The organism is Nostoc sp. NMS8 (genome assembly GCF_017115045.1).
Taxonomy (GTDB): Bacteria; Cyanobacteriota; Cyanobacteriia; order Cyanobacteriales; family Nostocaceae; genus Nostoc.
The window spans coordinates 31,297-54,212 of sequence record NZ_JABXKK010000062.1; the positions used below are offsets into that span (position 1 = coordinate 31,297).

At 41.5% G+C, this 22,916-nt stretch carries 15 protein-coding genes; 5 read left to right on the forward strand and 10 right to left on the reverse strand.

What is annotated here, in order from left to right:
• Positions 1 to 17: 17 nt before the first annotated feature.
• Entirely contained in the window at positions 18 to 155 is a 138-nt protein-coding gene (locus HWQ39_RS10905; protein WP_292844101.1) for a hypothetical protein, read from the reverse strand.
• A 202-nt stretch (positions 156 to 357) separates the two neighbouring features.
• On the opposite strand from HWQ39_RS10905, the gene HWQ39_RS10910 reads away from it, so the two are divergent.
• The 3 genes from HWQ39_RS10910 (at position 358) to HWQ39_RS10920 (ending at position 3,701) form a co-directional block, all read left to right on the forward strand.
• Positions 358 to 1,827, forward strand: a complete 1,470-nt coding sequence (locus HWQ39_RS10910) for an efflux RND transporter periplasmic adaptor subunit (RefSeq protein WP_292844103.1) — start codon at positions 358 to 360, stop codon at positions 1,825 to 1,827.
• A 206-nt stretch (positions 1,828 to 2,033) separates the two neighbouring features.
• Positions 2,034 to 3,251, forward strand: a complete 1,218-nt coding sequence (locus tag HWQ39_RS10915; RefSeq protein WP_292844105.1) for an ABC transporter permease — start codon at positions 2,034 to 2,036, stop codon at positions 3,249 to 3,251.
• Positions 3,252 to 3,290: 39 nt separating this feature from the next.
• On the forward strand, positions 3,291 to 3,701 hold the full coding sequence (locus HWQ39_RS10920; RefSeq protein WP_292844107.1) for a hypothetical protein: 411 nt from the start codon (positions 3,291 to 3,293) through the stop codon (positions 3,699 to 3,701).
• Positions 3,702 to 3,839: 138 nt separating this feature from the next.
• Here the strand turns inward: HWQ39_RS10920 and HWQ39_RS10925 are convergent, their stop codons facing one another.
• The 3 genes from HWQ39_RS10925 to HWQ39_RS10935 form a co-directional block, all read right to left on the reverse strand.
• Complete coding sequence (locus tag HWQ39_RS10925) at positions 3,840 to 4,010, reverse strand: DUF4351 domain-containing protein (protein WP_292844407.1); 171 nt, start codon at positions 4,008 to 4,010, stop codon at positions 3,840 to 3,842.
• A 73-nt stretch (positions 4,011 to 4,083) separates the two neighbouring features.
• Positions 4,084 to 8,031 carry a DUF2157 domain-containing protein gene (locus tag HWQ39_RS10930; protein ID WP_292844109.1) on the reverse strand — a complete coding sequence of 1,316 codons (3,948 nt, stop codon included), beginning with the start codon at positions 8,029 to 8,031 and terminating at the stop codon, positions 4,084 to 4,086.
• Positions 8,032 to 8,418: 387 nt separating this feature from the next.
• Entirely contained in the window at positions 8,419 to 9,999 is a 1,581-nt protein-coding gene (locus tag HWQ39_RS10935) for a glycosyltransferase family 39 protein (protein ID WP_292844111.1), read from the reverse strand.
• A gap of 772 nt (positions 10,000 to 10,771) precedes the next feature.
• Here HWQ39_RS10935 and HWQ39_RS10940 point away from each other — a divergent pair.
• Both HWQ39_RS10940 and HWQ39_RS10945 read left to right on the forward strand, forming a co-directional pair.
• Positions 10,772 to 11,740: a TauD/TfdA family dioxygenase gene (locus HWQ39_RS10940; RefSeq protein WP_292844113.1), complete on the forward strand. Its 969-nt coding sequence runs from the start codon at positions 10,772 to 10,774 to the stop codon at positions 11,738 to 11,740.
• Between the two features lie 955 nt (positions 11,741 to 12,695).
• Positions 12,696 to 15,722 carry an SMC family ATPase gene (locus tag HWQ39_RS10945; RefSeq protein WP_292844115.1) on the forward strand — a complete coding sequence of 1,009 codons (3,027 nt, stop codon included), beginning with the start codon at positions 12,696 to 12,698 and terminating at the stop codon, positions 15,720 to 15,722.
• A 13-nt stretch (positions 15,723 to 15,735) separates the two neighbouring features.
• Here HWQ39_RS10945 and HWQ39_RS10950 read toward each other — a convergent pair whose 3' ends face one another.
• From HWQ39_RS10950 to HWQ39_RS10975, 6 genes are all read right to left on the reverse strand, one after another.
• Entirely contained in the window at positions 15,736 to 17,154 is a 1,419-nt protein-coding gene (locus HWQ39_RS10950; RefSeq protein ID WP_292844117.1) for a peptidoglycan-binding protein, read from the reverse strand.
• A 400-nt stretch (positions 17,155 to 17,554) separates the two neighbouring features.
• The gene (locus HWQ39_RS10955) at positions 17,555 to 18,076 is read right to left on the reverse strand and encodes an SH3 domain-containing protein (RefSeq protein WP_292844119.1); all 522 of its coding nucleotides are present in this window, start codon (positions 18,074 to 18,076) and stop codon (positions 17,555 to 17,557) included.
• 355 nt (positions 18,077 to 18,431) lie between these two features.
• Positions 18,432 to 19,943 carry an AAA family ATPase gene (locus tag HWQ39_RS10960; RefSeq protein ID WP_292844121.1) on the reverse strand — a complete coding sequence of 504 codons (1,512 nt, stop codon included), beginning with the start codon at positions 19,941 to 19,943 and terminating at the stop codon, positions 18,432 to 18,434.
• 183 nt (positions 19,944 to 20,126) lie between these two features.
• Positions 20,127 to 21,206 carry an AAA family ATPase gene (locus tag HWQ39_RS10965; RefSeq protein ID WP_366932260.1) on the reverse strand — a complete coding sequence of 360 codons (1,080 nt, stop codon included), beginning with the start codon at positions 21,204 to 21,206 and terminating at the stop codon, positions 20,127 to 20,129.
• Entirely contained in the window at positions 21,207 to 22,103 is an 897-nt protein-coding gene (locus HWQ39_RS10970; protein ID WP_292844123.1) for an AAA family ATPase, read from the reverse strand.
• A 188-nt stretch (positions 22,104 to 22,291) separates the two neighbouring features.
• Positions 22,292 to 22,810, reverse strand: a complete 519-nt coding sequence (locus tag HWQ39_RS10975) for a DUF177 domain-containing protein (RefSeq protein ID WP_292844125.1) — start codon at positions 22,808 to 22,810, stop codon at positions 22,292 to 22,294.
• Positions 22,811 to 22,916 lie beyond the last annotated feature (106 nt).

Below are 22,916 nucleotides of genomic sequence, written 5' to 3' on the forward strand. Positions count from 1 at the left end.
TGTTTTTTTGCGTTAATTTAGGTCAGATAAAGTTTTTCGCTCAAAATTGGTATTAAGCAGGCGATCGCTACTTGTGGTTGCAGAGTCAGAACTAAATATTTCAATGATTTAGAAGTACGCCAAAGTATTTCCGAGGGAGGCGGTACTAGTGACAAAAGTCATCCATTCAGGTGAAGACATACATAAAAAGCACTGCCTAGTATGAAGGAAGATTAAGCAACGATGAAGCTAATTATGCGTCTAGTTGTCAATTGACTCATAAAAATTTAATCCCAAAGGTTTAACATCTCCGTATTCTAAACTTACCCTCGAAGCAAAGGCTACTTCTATACAAGAATATTTACAGGCTTTTATAATATGGCTACTCACATAGAAATTCCAGTTATTGGCAAAGTTAAGTATCCATTACGCTGGCTAATTGGGCTGATAGCGGGGGGGGTATTGGTTGTGGGTACAGTAACAACTTACACCTTGATAAATCAAGGGTCAAATAAAGAAGACATTGCTGAACTAACTGTTCCAGTTACAGCACAAAACGTGACGTTGCGGATTACAGCTAGTGGCAAAGTTGTACCAGTTAAAAGCGTAAATATTAGCCCGAAGAATCCGGGAGTGCTATCGCAATTATACGTAGAACAAGGCGATCGCATTCAACAAGGGCAAATTCTCGCCCGCATGGATAGTGCCAGTATTGAAGCCCAAAGGAGTCAATATCGTGCCAATTTAGCCCAAAGTCAAGCACAACTAGCCGAAGCCCTCGCTGGTAGTCGTCCTCAAGAAATCGCTCAGGCAAAGGCGCGGTTAGCACAATCTCAAGCCCAGTTAGCCGCAGCTAAGGCTGGTAATCGTCCCCAAGAAATTGCTCAATCTCAATCGCAAGTGGATGCGGCTCAAGCAAAGGTGAATTACACCAATGAACAGGTAAAGCGTTATCAATATCTATATCAAGAGGGAGCAGAGAAAAAACAATTACTCGATCAAGCCATCAGTGACGACAAAAGTGCTAGAGCCAATTTAGAAGAAGCTAAAAAACGATTGTCTTTAGTCCAAAGTGGCACTCGGACTGAGGAAGTTGACCAACGCCAAGCCGCTGTTAACGAAGCACGAGCCGCATTAGTTCTGTTGCAAGATGGCACTCGTTCTGAAGAAATTGCCCAGCGTCAAGCCGCCGTTGCATCTGCTGAGGCTCAATTGAAGGGTATACAAGTGCAATTGGAAGATACTATTATTCGCGCTCCTCTTTCGGGAATTGTTACCCAAAAGTATGCAGAACCAGGGGCATTTGTCACACCCACAACTTCTGCTTCTACTAGTGCATCGGCAACTTCTAGTTCAATAGTTGCCGTAGCCAGGGGTTTAGAAATATTAGCTCAAGTTCCCGAAGCCGATATTGGCAGAATTAAATCGGGACAGCAGGTGGAAATTGTCGCTGATGCTTATCCCGATCAAGTTTTTAAAGGTCATGTGCGGCTGATTGCTCCCGAAGCAGTGGTGGAACAAGGTGTAACATCCTTCCAGGTGCGGATTGCTCTCGATACTGGCACAGATAAACTACGTTCTGGCTTAAATGTGGATCTGACTTTTTTAGGCGATCGCGTTAATAATGCTTTGGTGTTACCAACGGTGTCAATCGTCACCGAAAAGGGTAAAACGGGTGTACTCATCCCAGATGCCAAGAATAAACCCCAGTTCCGTGAAATTACAGTCGGGGCACAAATCCAAGACCAAACTCAGATTTTAGGCGGAGTTCAAGAAGGCGATCGCATATTTGTGAACCCACCCAAAGACTACAAAATCGAAAAGGCCAAAGAGAAACAGAATAAATAAAGAAGGCAGGAGGCAGTAAATAGAAACTCTTTATGTCTGATCTTAAGTCCTACATTTTGTACCTTATCTACTTGAAAACAGCCGTATTATTCCTACCCAATGCCTTCCTTGATAAACCTAAATTGAATAAGTAGTATTGTTTGAAATTTCACCGAACAGCCTTTTAATACAGACTTTTAATCCAAAATCTCAAATCCAAAATTGGCATGAATCTCCTCGAAAGTATGAATATGGCGGGGAAAACCCTGCTATCAAATAAACTCCGTAGCGCACTCACTATGCTGGGTATAGTTATTGGTAACGCCTCAGTGATTGCCATGATTGGTATTGGCGAAGGTGGGCAAAAATTCGTTAATAAACAACTCGAGTCACTAGGGCCAAATGTGCTATTTGTACTGCCAGGTAATCAAGAAACTCAGCGAATCTCCTTTGAAGTACCAAAAACTCTGGTGTTGCAAGATGCGGAAGCGATCGCTTCTCAAGTACCAACAGTAGTAGGAGTTGCGCCAGAGTTAAACAGAAGACAGGTAGTTACATACCGCAACAGAAATACTGATGTCAATATTATTGGCACAACTCCCAGCTTTCTATCTGTGCGGGATTTTGAAACTGCTAAAGGCAGATTTTTCTCTGAGGTAGACATCAAGCGAAGCAACCAAGTGGTAGTACTTGGTGCAGACTTGGCAGAAAAACTATTTGGTAATAGTAACGCCATTGGCCAGCAATTGCGAGTTGGAAATACCAGCTTTCAAGTGATTGGGACGTTAATAGCCAAAGGTTCCAGCGTGGGAGCAGATTATGATAATGCTGCCTTAATACCAATCACGACATCAGCAAACCGACTTGTGGGCAAGAATTCTCCCTATGGTATCGCCTTAGATTACCTCGTTGCTGCCGCTCGTGATTCAGATAGCGTGGATGCAGCAGAGTTTCAAATTACTAATTTGCTGCGTCTACGGCACAAAATTAATGGTGAAGATGACTTTACTCTGCGTTCTCAAAAGGATGCCTTGCAAACTGTCGGTCAAATTACAGGTGCATTGACAATTATGCTAGCAGCGATCGCAGGTATATCGTTGTTTGTCGGCGGCATTGGGATTATGAATATTATGCTTGTCTCCGTCACCGAACGCACCCAAGAAATTGGATTGCGAAAAGCGATCGGGGCAACTGAGCAAGATATTTTGCTACAGTTCATCATTGAGGCAGTGATAGTTTCCGCTGCTGGCGGTTTAGTTGGGACTGCAGTTGGTGTTAGTGGCATCCTAATAGTGGGAGCCTTGACTCCTTTAGAAGCGAGTCTTTCTCCTGTAGCGATTACTATGGCAGTTGGTGTCTCTGGAGGTATTGGTTTATTCTTTGGCGTTGTTCCTGCACGTCGCGCTGCTAAACTCGACCCCATTGTGGCCTTAAGAAGTGCTTAATGATGGGGATGGCAAAACTTAATCTTCCTGATTAGCACTATGAATATCGATCGATTGCAGGAACTTAAGCAAAAACTGACGAATGAAGCAGACTTGTCCCATATCTGGTTATTTTATATGGATCATTTTGCGGATCATTCAGAATTTACTGAACTGGGTGAGCCTGCCTATAATGAATACCTAGATAATGTCCTCCACAAAACTTGTGAGCAAATGTTTAACAGGGCAATAAAGATTACTGACTTTTTGCTGATCTACATTGCACAGTATCGTTTATTTCATGGGACTTTCCAACTTAAAGGACGTATTGGCGGTATGATTTATTTCGAGGATATAAAAGTTGGGTTACTTGCAGTGTCAGTAGATTATCCTACTACCGATGCGGTTAAGTATTCACGTTTTTCTGAGATTATTTCACTGTCGGCATCTAACCACAGCGATCGCAATTGAGAGAAGCACAACTTATACGTGTTTTCAAAAAGTGCGATCGCTGTAGGTTAACTATCCGATCAAATAATTACGAATTACGTAGCTTTCTTCTCGCCCTCTCTACGAGACGCTACGCGAATGGCGAGTATTACGAATTATTTAATCTTCCTGATTGGGTTGAGCTAAAGAGATATTTCCTAAGTAATTTACTAGATCGCTTTGACTGGAGAAATCTAACAGTGCCTCCGCTAAGTCTTCTAGTTGAGCGATGGAGAATGTGCGAATCTGCTGTTCTATCTCCGGCTCAATTACACTAAACCGACGGGTCAGATGCGGTTAAAGGTGCGACTATCAACTCCAAGCAGAAAAAGAGAGTCCGCTTATCCCTCTAAAATATCTATCGCTATTGCCATGATTGAAATTCATCAATGGCGCTACGAATTAGGGATGTTATTTGAGCGCGGCGGGTTTCAAAGTTGGCGGCGATGTAAATTAGCAAGATGCCAACTAGTAAGCCAATAACCCATTTTAAAAAAGAGTAATGCAAACTTAAAATTACCGATTGATTGATTGTAGTAATTAAAAAAGTGGCTGTACCAATGTAGAGAAAAGCCCGTACTCGCAAAGCTAATCCAGCAAAAATAGCGATAAGACTGAAAATTCCAGGTATCCAGGCTGTATCTTGATTAAATAAAATTGCCCACCCACAAATTAAACCACTCCCTAGCACTCTCAGAAGATGACGAGATTTTTTGTACTCTAGTAGCTTCAGCTGGGTATCTACTTGAGCAATATAAAGCAGTGATAATCCAATTGGTGTGACATACCACAAAGTATCAGTTAGATGTAAGGAATTAAACCAACGGTAAAGCGCCCAATCAATCAACGCGACACTAACATAAGTAAAACGGATGTTTCCACCCACCTTTGCGAGGAAGATGTAGAATCCGGCTGCGAGTACTAAGGTAATTGGGTAAGTTTGCAGTCTGGTTTCCCACAAAATTATTAGCGGTATGATGTAAGCTGCTTGTTGCCAAGGTCTTTTAGACCAACCCCACCTTTCCCAAGGTAGGATGTACAGAAAGTAGGCAACCACACAAGCGATCGCACCATTCCACGGAACTAATGGCCCAGCCCAAAATTTTCCGACTGCTGTCTCGCGCCAATAAACCCTCATACCGGCTACCTCTAATAAGCCAAGGTAAACCCACATCTCGGCGATTGTGATTCCTCTGAAGACGCTGGGGGAAGTGCGCGAATTTCGTCCTCGGAAGATGGCATAACGAATCAAAAATACTCCTGTTGCCAATCCCACCAAACGGTTAACTGCAATGGGAAGAGGAATGGCAGCCATTAATAAACAGCTACTCCAAGCCCAATGAATATGGGCAATTCCTTCCAGTTCTTGGGGAGTTAGGCGTAAGTAGCTGACAAGCCAAGGTGATAGAATGCGGTAAGCATACATGATACTTGCACCAAGGGTAGACATGGCGATTAATCCATCACCTAATGCTCCTCCTGATGCTTGTGACATTTGATAAAACAAAAGTTCATAAGCAGAAATTGATACGCCAATAATTCCTAAGTACAGCAAGGGTTTGAAGTTCTCGCGCCGTCGCCCCACGCCAATAATAATTAAAGCTACACCTAAGGAACACAACCCTGTCCACTCGGTAAAGGTGTCCAAACGCAGCAATACACTGAATGCACCGTAGATTAATGGCAAAATGTGAAGGCTGCTAGGAAGCTTTTCTAATTGATGTCTTCGTCGCCACCACTCGCCGACAAGTTGAGCAATTAAACCTAAGGCAATATTGGCGATCACTATTTTAACAATTGAGCGTTCCCCCAACCCCAATACCTGGGCAATCAACAATTCTAAACACCAACCAATACCATAAAATGCCCAATTTGTCGGTTCTCGCCAACTGCGGTAAATAATGGCTACTAAGGTGATTGCAGTGGCAATTAAGAACAAAAATACCGAAGTGGTAAACCCCTTATAAATCAGTATTGAGTGCAGCGTCAAACCCAACAATTCAAAACCACACAAGGCGATCGCCCACTGATCGCTAGCGGCTGCATAGATAGCTGCTAATTCGTTACCACGTCGGCTTAAAACAGCCCGTGCTAACCATAAACTTAAGGTTGCGATCGCTCCTGCAACAAACCAACCTCCTACGACTAGGCTAGGCAAACCAGGCACACCTGTCCACAGCAATGCCCCAATAAAACTTAAAACAAATCCTTCTGTAATTACCGCAGATGCTTGGTTTCGCAAATAGCGAGTATTGGCAAACATCAACCCAGCACCTACAGCCAAACCGATTAATCTGATTCCTGGTAGTTGTAACGTCAATAACTGTGCAACTACTACAGTTAAGACACTTAAGTAACGGCTAGTAATTCGACGCTCGATAATTGTGGCATTGGCAACACCCGTGAGAGCTAAAGGCGTAACTAGCCATAAGACTCCCCAATTGCCTTGACTTTCAACTATGCCATACCAAGATGATTCTGCATTCATCCACAAGATTAAAAAACTAGCTGCGGCTAGTCCTAAACCGATGTCCCATGCACTACGCCGCCATAGTCCATTGCTGAGGCTAAATCCCCATTCTGCAACCATCAGAGCCAATAAAATACTTGCCCAGGCTTGTGGACTCAGGTTTGGTAACAGCCAATTAATGGTAGAGCAAAATGCCAGCACCCCCATGATGTGAGTTAGGTATATCAAGGGAAGGGATGAAGGGGAACGGCGTTGAGTGACGAATGCCAGAGTGGTGGTGGAGAATAGCAGATTTAGCGATCGCAATGTCGGATTTATCAGAGTGATCGTTGTTAAAAAAGTTCCTAATAAGAGGGTGAGTAGTTCGCCAAATTTAGATAATTCTCGCTTTTGACTGCGATGCAAGCTATCTGTGAGCGCCACCATCAAAATTACGTAGGGAAATAAAGCTATACCCAATAAAGCCCAAGGTTCATTTTGAGAATTGGTGAGTTGAGTACTAGTTGCGATCGCTAATTTCTGTAAGTTATCAGGTACTAACCGCCAACCTAGCCAAATTGTCTCTAAGCCAATGACGAAAACCGCTGCCAAGTCTACCTTGAGACTGTACTGCCGCAAGCAACTTCCCACAAACCATAAACCCAAACCACTGACAGCGATCGCTTGCCAAGGATAATTTACTACCGATACCAACCAACCCAAAAAAATTAAAATGCCACCGAGTTTTTCCCAGAGTAAAAGAAATGAGGAGGATATTAATGTTACTTCCCCTGCTCCCCCTGCCTCCTGCCCCCTGCCCCCTGCCCTTTGTACTAACCAAGTCACCAACCAGCCGCAAATACCAATTGCTAACCCCAACTGCGTGATATCTACCTTGGCAACAAAAATTGCTCGCACTAACAGCACTATTAGAGCATAAATAATTACAGCAGCAGTTAAACTAATACTTAACCTACGGCGTAGGCGTAGCCCGTCGTAGACATCGCCTCGATTTTCCTCACTGATAGTATGAGGCTGTTGGTAAAGATTGTGATAGATAGTAATAATAGTTGTGCCGATCATTGCCACATAAACAGCGATTAAGGGAAATCCTCTTAATTGCCAACCCCAATGCAGATAACTCAGCCCCAAAATATTCGCTAGAGGTAATTTGCCAGGATGTAAATTAGCAAAAATAGTCCGATTTTTGGAGAGTAAAACAGTTATAGCAGTGAGGGTAGGACAGGCGATCGCAACTACAATCCAATCAACAGGATTTCGCCACAATTGAAAGCTATCAATTGCCCAAAAATTCACTGGCACTAACAAAAGAGTGACAATCAGCAATGTCTGAGCCGTCAATCTGAGGTTATTTTGCCTAGTCGCCCAAAAGCTTAACCCCCAAAAACTTAAAGTATAAGCAAATAAAACCCCATACTGTCCAGAAGCAGGAAACCTCTCCCACTGACTAGCAGCCAGTACGCCAGAGGATACCACTACCAGGAAAACGCCTAGAAAAAGCAACCAACGTACACTCAGTTCAGCCCCCAAAGACTGCAACATTGTGCTGATAAAGTTGGGTTTAGGTGGTGTTTGTTGCGATTGTCTACGGCTACTAGATTGTAAAGCTGCTGTAGATAACTGCTGTACGGGGTCATAAGTTGCAAATACTACCTTTGTTTTCGCTTCAGCTTGGGGTTTTAACACCACCGCACACACCAGAAACTCTTGGCATAGCTGCTTAACTTGGGTATCAGATATTAAACCTAAGCGCAGCCATATATCTAGTCCTTCTAATAAATGAGGATGGGAAGATGGCAGTCTGACTTCAATTATCAGCGGACGCTCAAGGGGCGATGACATAAGCGGCGGGAGTACAAGTATATACTTAAATTATTTGTTTAATTAAAGTATATTTTTGCTCTGATGTGCCACTTATTAGGCTAATTGATATTAATTTTTAATCTACTAGGACTTACGCATTGACAATAAACATCAAAAGAGATTAGAGAGGAATGTTTTGAGCAAAATTTTAACTCACCTTGAAAGGGCTAGTACCCTAATGCGGAATTAAAAATTAAAATTAATACAGCGTAAGCGTTTCATTGATTTTGAATGGATGGTTTATTTACGCCGTGTTGTACTAGTGATATAGACTTTCAACTCTGTTGCCTCTTCCCTGCTGTAAATTCTGACTTCTGACTCCTATTAGCAGATAGCTAGGGTTGAACCAGTGCTGAATTCTTACGTTTAACTAGGCTTTATTATTTTCCAGAGAAAGTTATTTACCTTCTGTAACTTTGAGTTATAAACTTTTTCAATTCCAGTTTTTAAGAAGTCAGACGGTTCGTACAAGAATACAAATATGTCAGTAAAGCCATCAGTAATTTTTGGTAACTGATTTTCTTTGACAATTTGAAATTGCACTTTTGAATTAACTAAGTGACCAAGTATTTGTATTGGTGGAAGTAGATTTTTCTCATCACTAATTATCAAGGGTTTATTACCTTGACTAATAATATTAGCAATTTTAGGAAATTCCTGGTATTTTTCAGGGAATTGGTTCCACCAAATCTTAGATTGAGAGTGGTATACACAAGAGACAACTCCGCCCGTAATTATTATGAACGCTACAATTGACCAGAGTTGTTTTTGCCAAATTTTAGGAGAAATAGACGTGATTTTAGTGGTAAGTAGGTAAGCAACAGCCAACTGTATACCTAAAACAGAGGGAAGTGTATATCGACTAGTAGCGTATCGCTTTTGAAAGATGAAATCCGTTATCAGTAGGGGAAGCACTACAGACCCAATCAAGGTTAAGATAAATAACCAAACTTCTTTAGATGTTCTTCGACAGAGAACATAAATTGAGTAGCTGATTAGAGCTAAAATAATGAAAATAAAAGGAATAAAGACAATCTGAATTTTTTCTATATCGATAGGGCTAACACCGAAATCAACAAACGTCCGGCTAAAGATGCCAGCCCACCTTACCCCTGACCCAAATAATGTTTGTTTAGCATTTGTCCAAGCTACTGCTACTGGCTGAGGATTGCTATAAATAATCCAAATCCAAGGTACAAAAGTTATAAAACCCGCCAGCGATGATATTAGGTAATAAATTGATGTTTTACTCAATCGGAAGCGTTCAATTGTAAGTACATAAATTCCTTGTGCAAAAGCAACCAAGGTAAAAAACACATGAGAATAAAACCCTAGTACCAATGTTGCTGTATAAATACACCAACTAACCTTTGTTTTTAGGCGTATAGCTCGCAGCAGTGCTACGCTCGATATTAATATGGCAACTATCCATAAACTGTATGCTCGCGCTTCTTGTGCATACACCAAATGAATAGGTGAAACGGCTACCAACGCAATGGCTACCCACCCCACTAGTGAAGACTTAAATAATTCTCGACATAGCCAATAAATACAAGGAAATGTGAACAGACTCAGGAATGCCGAAAAACTTCTCGTCACTGCTACAGAATTGCCAAAGCACTCTACCCAAAATCGGGCCAGTAGGATATATAATGGCAAAATCTGCGAGTCTTCTAAAACAACCCCTTTAAGTGTATCAATTGTGTTTTTATCAGGATTGGGATACTGATATTTATGCAAATCTTCTATGCTTAACAAGTTACCATTGTCTAACTGCTCCTTCATTTCTGACTGCATATAGCCAGATATGCGTAAAGATGAGAAAACTTCATCACCCCAATAAAGTTTTTTGTCAAGATTAGTGAAGCGAAAAAATACGCCTATTACTAATAGAATAATGATTAAAAAATGTAACCCAGATTTAGAAATAATCCAGCTCTGTGACAATTGCTTTTTCATGTAGTTTTTAATATCCTCAAAGCCTTAATAAACGGTGGCAAAGTTTTATTACTTTTTATCGCCAGAGAAATAAAAATCTCCTATTTCTACAGAATGAGTTTCAAGGACTTTGCAGCTTTTGACAACAAAATCCCATAATAAATATAATTGTTTACCTGTCATCGTATAGTATAAATTAATCAAGACATGAAATACTTGTGTTGAAAATAAAAATATTTCATAAAGTTTATATAAAAATACTATCAACCTGCGTGCGAGTAGCAAGCAACACGAAGATGCGATAGGAATCAAATCGGATTCCTGAACTTACTTGCGTAGGATAGGGAACTCTTAACTCTTAACTGCGAAGAGGGAACAGAACACAAACGAATAAACGTGATGTGTACTGAGTTTTTTCAAAAATAAACCACCTATTCCAAATCAATGAAACGCTTACGCTGTGTTAATTTTTAATTCTGCCTTGCGGTACTAAGTGCCAAAATATAGCGATGTCCAGCTTTGTACTACTGGTGTGGCAAGTCTCAATTAGTACTTGTAGGTCTATTTAAACTTGACTTTACCGGAATACAATCAAGTATTGTTCTAGCAGGCTAAAATATGATAATTAAATACTACGGTAAATTGATAGATTTGCCGTATGATAGTATTTTGAACTGCGATCGCTTCCTTTGGTATGTAGCCATTTGAATACAAGCAACGTACCAGAGTAAACCGACGAGTGCGAACACCGTCCATATCGATCAAACTCTGGAGAATTGACATGAGCAACAAACACATTGAAGTCAAACAAGTAGCAGGTTTCATCGGTGCTGAAATTAGCGGCGTAGATTTGTCGCGCCCTTTGCACGATGATGCAGTCAAAGAAATTCGTCAAACACTGTTGAAGTGGAAAGTCGTATTCTTTCGTGGTCAAAACATCGATCATGCTGCACAGATTGCATTCACAGCTCGTTTCGGCGAAGTAACTTACGCACATCCCCATGAAGATGAGCCGATTGAAGGCTTTTCAGAAATTCTACCCATTGACCGCAGTCGTTACGAGCGGCGGAATGGTCTACGCCGTTCCAGCTACGAAAGCCGTTGGCACACCGATGTGACAGCAGTTGTCAACCCACCGGCTGCATCGATTTTGCGTGCGGTTAACGTGCCCAGCTTCGGTGGTGATACACAGTGGACAAATTTAGTTGCAGCCTACGAGGGTCTGTCAGCACCCTTACGGGCGCTTGCAGACACATTGAAAGCCGAACATCGCTTCAATGCACGTTTGAATTTGCCTAGCAACAGCAAGATTGCCCAGCGCATTGCAGCCAATCCGCTGGTTTCAATCCATCCAGTGGTTCGGGTTCATCCTGAGACTGGTGAGCGCGCATTGTATGTTAACCCTGGCTTCACCTCGCACATTCTTGACGTATCACGACAAGAGAGTGACCTGCTGCTTGAGTTGTTCTTCAACCAGATCACCAAGCCCGCCTACACTACCCGCTTCCGTTGGAACAACGGAGACATTGCCTTCTGGGATAACCGCGCCACCTCGCATTTGGCCCCTCAAGATTTGGATCACGTGGAAGTTGAGCGTGTACTTTATCGCACTACCATCACAGGTGACGTTCCAGTTGGGCCCGATGGTTTCCGATCGCAAGTGGTTGAAGGTGAGGCCTTCAGTAGCGAATTACCAACCATCTTGAAGAAGAAAGCCGACAATTTGGAAGCGGTACCAGCGCTTTCATAACCTATAGAGTGGTAATTTATCCCACGGCTATGATTGTTTATCTAGCGACATGCCCGCGCGATCGCTTGTTTTCATAAAAAGCCGTGGGATTTTGAGTCATTATTAGAACTAGCACTTTCAAAGTGGGCGGGAATTTTAGTCCATAAATTCCTCTTTAACGTATCGCGGAAGGTTAAATTAAGTTGCTGTGATGACACAGCGACTTGTCTACAGAATCGGACATGAGAGACTTTTGACCTCATCCGGCTCCTCAATGATTTGGCGCTTGTCATGCGTACCTACAGCCGAACCATCCACAGTATTGTGAAACCTTTCTGCTTTTTAGAAAGTTGCTGCTGTTTGAGTTTTAATGCTCCTTATTGAGAATATATCTAATAAATTTTCTTATCCAAAATCTTTTTTGTTGAGCTAAATGTAATTTTTTACTCCTTTTTCATTAATCAACTTCCGTAATAACCGATTGTGACTTTTCACGGTATCTGGAAAACCTCTTTCTAAATCTCTCCTTTTAGGAGAGAGACTTTGAATTTTCCCCCTTCCCGCGTCGGGAAGGGGGTTAGGTCAATCGTTGGCTTTTCCACATAACGTGAAAAGTCAGGCTGACAGTTAAGGGTGCGGAATGTGGGCTATGGCAATCCTAAATAATTCCTAAGAGACAAGATCCCCGACTTCTCAAAGAAGTCGGGGATCTGTAACTTTCAATTCTCACAAATCAAAAAAGAATGTTTTCTTCTTAGACAACAGAAAGAAATAACAAAAGCCTCCTGGAGAGTTTCATTTTTCTCCGAAGACAGTAAAACTTTTTCATGCAACAAGAAAAATTCACTCATCATATTGTAAATTTTTGTAAAATTGATGTCTTCAAGACTAGAAACCTGATATCTAGATAGCTAAACTAACAAACAGTGCATCTGTACTGTTAATTATTAAAAGTAGATGTGGCGCTATAGCGTGAATGATCCCAGTACAACTTATCCTCAAAAACTTCCTCAGTTACCGTGATGCAACTTTAGATTTTGGTGGTTTGCATACGGCTTGTATTTGTGGTTCCAATGGTGCGGGTAAATCTTCTCTTTTAGAAGCAATCACTTGGGCAATTTGGGGTGAAAGCCGCGCCACTGCTGAAGATGATGTCATCTATTCTGGTGCGAAAGAAGTTCGGGTTAATTTTACTTTCCAAAGTAACCAGCAAAAATATCGGGTGATTCGCACCCGAATTCGGGGAGGTACTAGTGTTCTCGAATTTCAAATAGAAATACCATCTGGGTTTCGCTCACTCACTGGCAAAGGGGTAAGAGCAACCCAAGATTTGATTTTAGAACACATCAAACTCGATTACGATACATTTATTAATTCTGCCTACTTACGTCAAGGCCGTGCAGATGAATTCATGCTCAAGCGTCCCACAGAACGCAAAGAAATTTTAGCGGAGTTGTTGAAACTCAATCAGTATGATGATTTAGAAGAACGAGCAAAGGAATCTTCTCGCCAATTTAAAGCAAGGGCAGTAGAGTTAGAGCGTTCTCTGGAGTCGATTAAAATTCAGCTGCAACAACGCGAAATTACCCAAGCGCAAAGAGTGGAGTTAGAAGCCGAACTCAACCAACTGCAACAGGTACAAGCTTTTGATAATATTCAATTACAAAGTTTGCAAGTTGTCCAGCACCAGCGCCAAAATTGGGAACAACAACTCAATTTTGTAAAGCAGCAATACCAAAATCTTACCCAAGATTGCGATCGCCTCCAACAAGAACAGTCAGCTATTGGCTCTCAGCTATCAGATTTAGAAAAAATATTACACCAAGAAGCTGAGATTAAAGCTGGATACGCCCAATATCAAAGTTTACAATCTCAAGAAGAAGCTTTTGCTGTCAAATTTGAAGAACACACCCGCGCCGGGCAGAATCGCCAACAAAAGCAACAACAGCTTACCAAACAAATTCACGAAATCGAACGGCAACTGCAACAAGCCCAAGCGCAGCTAGAAGCTTTGCAGCAACAAGAGCGAGATATTCAGCAAACTCTGACTAAATCAGGTGAAGTAGAAGCCGCTTTGTCACAACTAGCGGCAGCCCGTCACCATGTTGCTCGTTTAGATCAACTGCAAATGCAAGTGACTCCCTTGTTGCAACAACGAGCAACTTTACAAAGCCAACTCGATCGCACTCATGCTGGTTTAGTAGCGCGACTCGAACAACTCCAAAGCACTGAGAACCAATTGCAACGCCAGCATGGTCGCCAACCGCAACTACAACAAGCGGTGATGGATGTGGCAATCCAGATTGAGGAACTGGAAAAAAAGCGGGTTTATTTGCAACGAGTCCAAGAAAAAGGGCAAGAAAGGCGGCACTTTATCGAACGTTTGCAAGCTCACCAACGGGATTATGAAAAACTGCTGGGAGAATTAGAGCAGAAATTGCAAATGCTCCAAAATCCTGAAGCACTTTGTCCATTATGCGAGCGTCCTTTAGACGAACATCACTGGAGTCGGGTGGTGGAAAAAACCCAAAGTGAGTTAGAGGATACTCAAGGGCAGTTTTGGGTAGTGCGGGAACAATTGGCTGTGTCTGACAAAGAAATTCAGACACTCAGGCAGGAATATCGTGATATATCCCAACAATTGGCAGGCTACGATGGTTTACGCGAACAACGGGGACAGTTAGCAGCCCAGTTAGAAGCGACAACTGATGTGCAACAACAGTTACAGCAAATTGCTGCTGAAAAACAGCATTTAGAGCGATCGCTCCAAGCTGGTGATTACGCTCCGGATAAACAAGCCGAACTTCGACAGCTAAACCAATATCTGCAACAAGCTAATTATAATGAACAAGACCACGCCCTGGCGCGGAGCGAAGTTGAGCGGTGGCGATGGGCAGAAATTAAACAAGGGCAAATTAAAGATGCAACTAAGCGACAAGCGCAACTATTAGCCCGAAAACCAGAATTACAAGCGAGTATTGCTCAATTACAAACCAGAATCCAGCAAGATCAGATTGATTCTGAATGTGCTAAACAAATCGCCGCTCTTGAGCGTCACATTGCCGAAATTGGCTACAGTTCTGAACAGCACAACAATTTGCGTATAGCTGCAAAGAAAGCTCAATCTTGGCATTTGCGGTATCAACAATTGCTATCAGCCCAGCAGCAATATCCGCAACTCCAGACGAGATTGCAAGAGTTAGGGGAGTCTAGAAGCGCCAGATTAACCGAGCGGCAAAAACTCGGCGGACAAATTGAAAGCATTATTCAGCAATTACAAGCAACAGCTAATCCATCTGCCCAAATTCAAGCTTTAGAGCAGCAGTTAGCAATACGCAGACGGCAACTCGATGAGCAAATTACCAAGTTAGGGCGTTTAGAACAGCTGGCGCATCAACTGGAAACGTTGCAAATTCAGTATGAACAACAGCAGCAGCAATTACAATCTTGCAAGCAAGAATATCGTGTTTATCAGGAATTAGCGCAAGCTTTTGGTAAAAATGGTATCCAAGCACTGATGATTGAGAATGTGTTACCGCAACTGGAAGCCGAGACAAATCAACTACTTTCGCGGTTGAGTGGGAATCAGTTTCATGTACAATTTATTACTCAAAAAGCTGGACGTAGTGCTAAATCAACCAAGAAAAACGCCAAGCTGATAGACACCTTAGATATTTTAATCGCAGATTCTAGAGGAACACGAGCTTATGAAACTTACTCTGGTGGGGAAGCATTTAGAATTAACTTTGCCATCCGTTTAGCTTTGGCAAAATTATTAGCGCAACGGGCGGGGGCGGCATTGCAATTGTTGATTGTGGATGAGGGTTTTGGTACACAGGATGCCGAAGGATGCGAGCGCTTGATTGCTGCAATTAATGCGATCGCCTCTGATTTTGCCTGCATCCTCACTGTAACTCATATGCCCCACCTCAAAGAAGCCTTCCAAGCCAGGATTGAAGTGAATAAAACTCAAGAAGGTTCACAGCTGAGTTTGTCAATTTAACTGGAAGAATTAGTTAATTGAATTTTACCCGTGCATCAAGACCTAATGAGCGGAGCTTTTTCGTTAGCGTTTCTGCTTGGGTGCGATCGCTAAATGCTCCAGCATTCACATAATCCCCTAGATTGGATTGCTCTGCTATAGCATTGGGTATATATTGTTGCACTTTACTCAGAGTATCATTATTGGAAATTGGAATTATGACTCTGTAAGGATTATTAGCAACTAACGTGTTGCCATTGGTAACAGGTACTACATTGTCATTGGCAGGAGGTAATGCATAGCGATTAGTGTCAGCTAATACATAATCATTATTCTCAGTATAATTACCCCCAGTTGCACCATTTAACCCCAATGCTTCCCAAGTTTGCCAATCTACATTTCCAGTCGAATTAATTCGAGAAGATTGCTGGAATGCAATCACAGATTGTCTGGTATAATCGTTGAAAATTCCATCAGGATTAGTATTAGAGAAGCCCAATTGCCCCAAACGCTCTTGAACTAATCTGACATTCTCTCCGCGATCGCCCAAAGTTAGATAATCTCTGCCCGATTGTTGAGTACCACCGGAGACTCTACGTACTGAGTCTAATAGTTGGGCATTGGCGATGCCATCAACAGGTAGGCGGTTATTTCGCTGGAATGCAATTACAGCTTCTCTAGTCATTGGGCCAACATTCCCAGTGGCATCAGCATTTAAATAACCTAGCTGCCGCAAACGCACTTGTAGTTCTCTTACTTGTTGAGTAGAGAGACTCGATCTAACTGGAGTTAGAGAGGAACCCGCTAATGCGTTCCAAGTTTGTCGATTGACAATGCCGCTAGCAGGTATGCGATAGTTCCGCTGGAATGCAATTACAGCATCTTTAGTAATTCGTCCAAAATTCCCGGTGGGATTAGCATTAAAGTAGCCTAACTGCCGTAGACGCTGTTGCAATCTTGTCACGGCTGCACCAGTTTTACCTTGAGAGAGAGTAGGATATTGACCAACTGGCGATTGTGATGTCCTACCAATATTCTGACTAGAAGTTTTACTCTGACATGCTCGTTGCAAGGCTCGTTGAGTACTAATACCCACAACTCCATCAGCAGATATTCTATTGGCTTGCTGAAATTTAATCACAGCATTTTGAGTCAAGCTAGCAAACTTGCCACTCACCGGGCCGTTAAAGTAGCCTAATTTTTTTAAACACCTCTGGCTGGTGCTAACTTCAGGCCCATTACTTCCTATTTTCTGAAGTGCTAAAGCTTGCCCAGTAATACTCAGAAGCCCCGTAATCAGTGCTACAGATAAAAGACGTATCGCCGCACTGCTAGATAACTTTTTCCAATTCAAAAATTTGAAATTAGGTACGGTAGGAACAACCTTGACGCTTTCAGATGCCTCATATTCCAAGGCAATCTCAGTTAAATAGCTATCTAACCCTGTTTTCACTTGCTTTTTTCAAGTCGTGGCTAAACAAGATTATACCACCTTCTCTGTATTATGCTTTTTTTTAGTATGATTCTTTACAATAAATTCCCAGGTGAATTATGATACATAAACTTCTGTAAAGGGAATAATAACCGATCTAAAGCAAGGCTGGTTTTCTATTTGCCTGACAAAATTTTTGCTATATCCATTTGGGTTTTGAGCATGAGCAACGCAGATAAATAGTGGATCTAGTCTTCTATTGAATTGGGGATGATATTCAACCTAATGCTTAAATTACTCATTTTAGGATAGACGCTGCTTACATCTTTTTTCAACGAAATTGAGCGTTTAACTAGTCAAAACAGCCGATCTGAAAGAAAGCCAGATGAAGCTATTGAGTAGACACTTATGATTTTTTAGACTATTGTCCGTCAACTTTTCCATCAACTTTTTCAGTATTACCTGCTTTTACCCAACCTTCTTGTTCGCTACCTTCCAAACGGATCTTTTGCCAAGATTTGTCATCGCTTTCTTCCAAAATAATAATTTTTTGATTAAAAGCAACCCCACCAATCTTTTCAGCTTCTTGATTTGGTTGCGATCGCAAACTCAAACCTTCAGCCCAATTCACACGCCCTCGGTAAGCTCCTGCTGGCAATGGTTTTGGCGATGGAGTAGCCTTTGGTGATTCTGTGGGAGTAGGAGTTGGACTTGGAGACGATTGAGCCTGATTTCCAGGTGCTAGGGTGGGTTTACCTCCTCTAGGCTCAGTTGCTTTTGGAGCTTGAGCTTTCACCGAGGGACTATCGTTAGAAAAAACGGGTTTGGCAGGGGGTACACCGGTGCGATTCATGAAGTAGAGTGCAACTGCAACGCCGCTACCGACTAACACAGCGATCGCTAAGAAAAACCCCAGTATAAACTTTGTGAAGCCAGACAACATAATTAAAACCTGATTATCAAGAGTTAAGGGTGGAGGAGAGCAAGTTATCTGCGTATTTTCCTCCCATTGAGAGGAGTCGCGTTAAACTGGCTCCCAAAGGTTACAGCAAGTAACCGAGCCGATAAGAATCAATAGTCCATAATAATTCATCATTAACTATTGGCTATGGGCTTTTGACTAACTCATTATTGTAGCTATGGCTAAATAGACATCGACCGAATGTAAAAGGGACTGGGGACTGGGGATTAGGGATTAAGTGCCAAACCCTTAAAACTATGGTGAGGGCTTTTACGCACCACCATAATTTTAAAAAACTTTTTCCAGTACCCAATACCCAGTACCGAACTTTCGTCTATCACGTATTCCGCCGGAGGCGTTCGCTTAAAGGACTGTGTTTCGATGCTAAACGCGCTCTCCCAGCAGCCGCCCATTCTTGGAGTTGCTGAATTTGCTCTACGGCAGTTCGCGCCAAGGGTATAATCTGACTGGCTGCTTCTAAAATATCGTCGGTAGCAAAGTCGCGGTTTTGGCTAAATCCAATATGCATCGCTTCAATTAAAGTTTGCTCAATCTCTGCCCCAGAAAAATCAGGTGTTTCATAAGCTAGCCTGTCGATGTCATAACTTTTCAAGTTATGGGGGCGCAATCTGGATAAATGAACATCATAAATTGCTTTTCTCTCTTCTTGAGTGGGCAAACCTACAAAGAAAATTTCATCAAATCGCCCCTTACGGAGCATTTCCGGCGGTAATGCTTGGATGTCGTTGGCAGTGGCGACGACAAACACGGGTGAGCTTTTTTCGGCTAGCCAGGTAATAAAAGTGCCAAACACACGGCTGGCTGTTCCGGCATCCCCTTTGCTACCAAGTCCCGCAAAGGCTTTATCTATTTCATCAATCCACAAAATACAGGGGGCGAGGGCTTCAGCAACTTGGATCATTTGGCGAGTCCGAGATTCTGATTCACCCACTAAACCACCAAATAATCTGCCCACATCCAAACGTAGTAAGGGTAAATGCCAGTGATGAGCGATCGCTTTTGCCGTTAACGATTTACCTGTTCCCTGAATACCCACCAACATTAAACCACGGGGGTGCGGTAATCCGTACTGTCGCGCCTTATCTGTAAATGAGCCTCCCCGACGAATCAGCCAGTCTTTCAAGTTATCCAGTCCGCCAATATCAGAAATTTGCTCAGTGGCGGGGTAGAAGTCCAGGATTTGGGTTTGGCGGATAGTTTGGCGCTTTTCTTCCAAAACCAGATCCACGTCTTCTGGTTGTAATTCACCGTGGGTAGCGATCGCTTTTGCCAAAACCCGGCGAATCCGTTCCATCGAAAGTCCTTGACAAGATAGCACTAAGTCATCTAAAACTTTGCCAGAAAGGGAGTTACTAGTACTTTGCAGTAAGCGTTCCACCTCAGTTTTAATTTCTGGGGCGGCGGGTAAGGGAAACTCGACGACTGTCAGCACTTCCGTTAAATCGTCAGGAATGGCGATGCGCGGCGACAGTAGGACAATATTTTTTGGTTGCGACTTCAGGAGTCGAGACAGGTTGCGGAGTTTGCGAGCGATCGCTACATCATCTAAAAAGCGATGATAATCTCGGAGAATCAATACTGCTGGTGCGGAAGCTGGTAATTTCTCGATAAATTCTAAAGCTTGTAACGGGTTACGTCGCCCAAACCCAACGTCATTGGGATTTCCTTGGTAGCCATCGACAAAATCCCAAGTATACACTGGGCGATTACCCTGGTTGCTTGCTTCTTCTCGGATCGCTGCTTCTACCCGCTCCTCTTCATAAGTGGGAATATAAATCAAGGGGTAGCGGGCGCGTAGCAACAGTTTAAACTCTTCACGGAAGTTCATATTTAGCTGTGGTTATTAGTTATCCTCTCATTGTTCAGGTTTGTATCGCCTCTAACAACTAAAAACCAACATTTACTACTTTATAGCGGTTGGCAATGCGATCGCTCTATGTGAGATATTCACTCAAGGGTGAGCGATCGCTACAAAAGCGCGATCGCGATTAGATAATTAGTATAAAAATAACTACTGATTTTTATTTAAGGAATTTCTTAATTCTTCAGCCAGTTCAGACAAGAAATTAGGTTTATTTTCAACTAGCCATTCTGTAAGCTTATAAGAGTGTTTAGTTTTTCTAAATTCCAATTTATTGTCACATAATTCTTTAAACATACTTTCAAGTATATTTGCACCGTGAATCTTCTCTAACCAATTATTATCTGAAACTTCTTCTCTTTTTACACCTTGAAGCAGACAGGCTTTTTCCTGTTTTATTTTGTCAATATGTTGCTGAACCTGAGTAATGCTAATAGGTATTTCTAACCATGTAGCTTCTTCATTTATTGTCACCGATATAGCTTCAGAATCAAGTAGATAATTCTCATACATAGGTAGGCGTAAAAAGGTCATGCCTCTATTCTTTAATTCTTGAATCTCTGTTTCTGTTTTACTTTCTCTATCGAATATAAATCCAATGGCTGGCGGAAACAGGCTTGCTCTCGTTGTGAGTTTTGTGTAAATATCAAAAACAAGGTCAGACCGTTTTCCATCCAAAAGAGCATCAGTGCTATTGACAGATAAAATTTTAATACCCATTAATATTATTTTTGCAACTTTCTCCAATATCAGTGGAAAACATTTCTCCTCAGTTTGTCCTTCCACCCAGAGAATACTATCAGCACCAAAAACGTCGGATAACCTAACTCCAAGTTCAGCTAATATATGGTTTTGTGACTTTATCTCTTTTGGATTTATTACTGATGCACTTGTTTCACAATCTTGATATTGAAGCTTGATAATAGTAGATGGATTCGCAGATGCGATAATTTCTGGCGAATGAGTAGCAATAAAATATTGGTGCTGCGGAAATTGTTTAATGGTTTCTATAAGTTTTTTAGCTGCACCTGGATGTAAAAAAGATTGCGGTTCATCAATAATCAACGTTCTATGTTCTTCAGAAGAAACTAGAATATACAAAATGGCTAGTACTTGACTTACTCCACTTCCACAGGATGAAAGAGGAAGTGATAAATCATTTCTGTGAAGATTATCTGTATTCCAAACCAGGATTTCAACATTTTTATCATCTCTTATTACAACAGATATTCATTTTATTTCTGATAAAACATCTGAAACTAATTTATTGAACTGAGCAAACATGCCTGGAATTTTACCCTGCAATATAAAGAGTACTTCCGCAAGATTAGAAGCGTTTGATGTTAGGTTTATATCAGCTTTATTCTCATATTTGCAAATACCAATATTTAGACGTTCAGCCTGAAATCTATAAATACGACTTAAAAATATTTTGAATATCTTGCAACCTATGCTTTCATAAATTTCTGCTTCATACTGACGAGGCTTTACTATAGAAGCATCATCTTCTTGCGTTTGAACATCTAATGAGAGCGAAATCTCTCCCAATTCATCAGATTCAATTCTATAGAAAAATTTACTATTAAATTTTGCTTCAAATGACTCAAAACTAAGTAATTTTTTTAAACTGATATCATCTATTACTCTATTAGAGTATAAAGATATTCTTATTTCCAATAACTTCTGATTTTCTAATTTATTTTTAAAGTTGCTTAATGCTTCATTTAGATATTCCATCAATGTATCAGAATAGTCTTCTTGAACTAGTTGTTGTAGATTTAGATCATCTTCTTGATGATTTTCAGAACCAATAAAAGACAGTTTTTTGGGTTCAGGTATTCCAATATTAGGAGACCAGTTTTTTATAAACTTTCGGACTTCTTCCGTCTTAATCTGCCAAATAATTTCTACTCTAGATTTATTTTCCTTTATAATAGAAACCTTATTTGGCAATGTTTTTATACTTCTATGAGGATAATTATCGAAATCTAGTGAGAGGACTTCAAGTAAAGATGTTTTACCCGCATTATTTCGCCCAACAATAATATTAATACCTGGTGAAAATTCCATTAATCCAGAGTCGAGATATGACTTATAGTTAAATACTTGCAGCTTCTTGATAAACATTTTGTATTATTTATTGACTAAGTTAATTCTATTATTGGCAATTTAACTTATTTTGCCAAGTAAAACTGAAGAAACCCGGTTTCTTAGAGAAGCCGGGTTTCTATGGAAATGTCATAGATTAGCATAGTAAACTACTGTATAAGTGGTAACACTTAAAGTCAACAAGTGATGCACCGTAACGGGTCTTACTATCCTGGAAGTTGCTTTTTCAAAGCTTCCAGAGAAGCCCAACGGTTATCAACTGGAGTTTCAGGACTATCAGAACTCTCAACAGTACTACTTACAGGAATACCTGGACAATTGCGATCGCACAGTTGCCGTTGTGGTACTGCCAAGCACATCTGCTCATACAGCCATTCGTTGGGATAAAAATAACCATCAGGCGGTAAGCTTTCCAGCAACTCTTCCATAACTACTTCCCTTTCTAAGGGCAAGTCATTTGCCTGATTTGCAGTTTCGTCTAACCAGATGATTTCCTTCGTATCAAGCCCTAAACGTCGATTGTATTGCTGCAAACAGCGGTTGCAGGTACAAGTAATAATTGTTTCTGCCTGACTAGACACTTGCAAGTAATTACCATGATGCTGTACGCGCACGTGGCCGCGAACTGGCGTCAAGGTTTCCAGACCAGGCAGAAATTCATTAACCTGAACTTCCTCTGTCCGCTCCGGGGCTTGAGTTAGCTGCGGAATATAAATTGCGTCCATAGGATTCGTGAGATATCCTCACTAAAAGTTATCTTCATTATCAGCAATTATACTGACAATACATCTTTATTTTATCTCTTAAGAACAAGAGAAATTTTGAAATTAT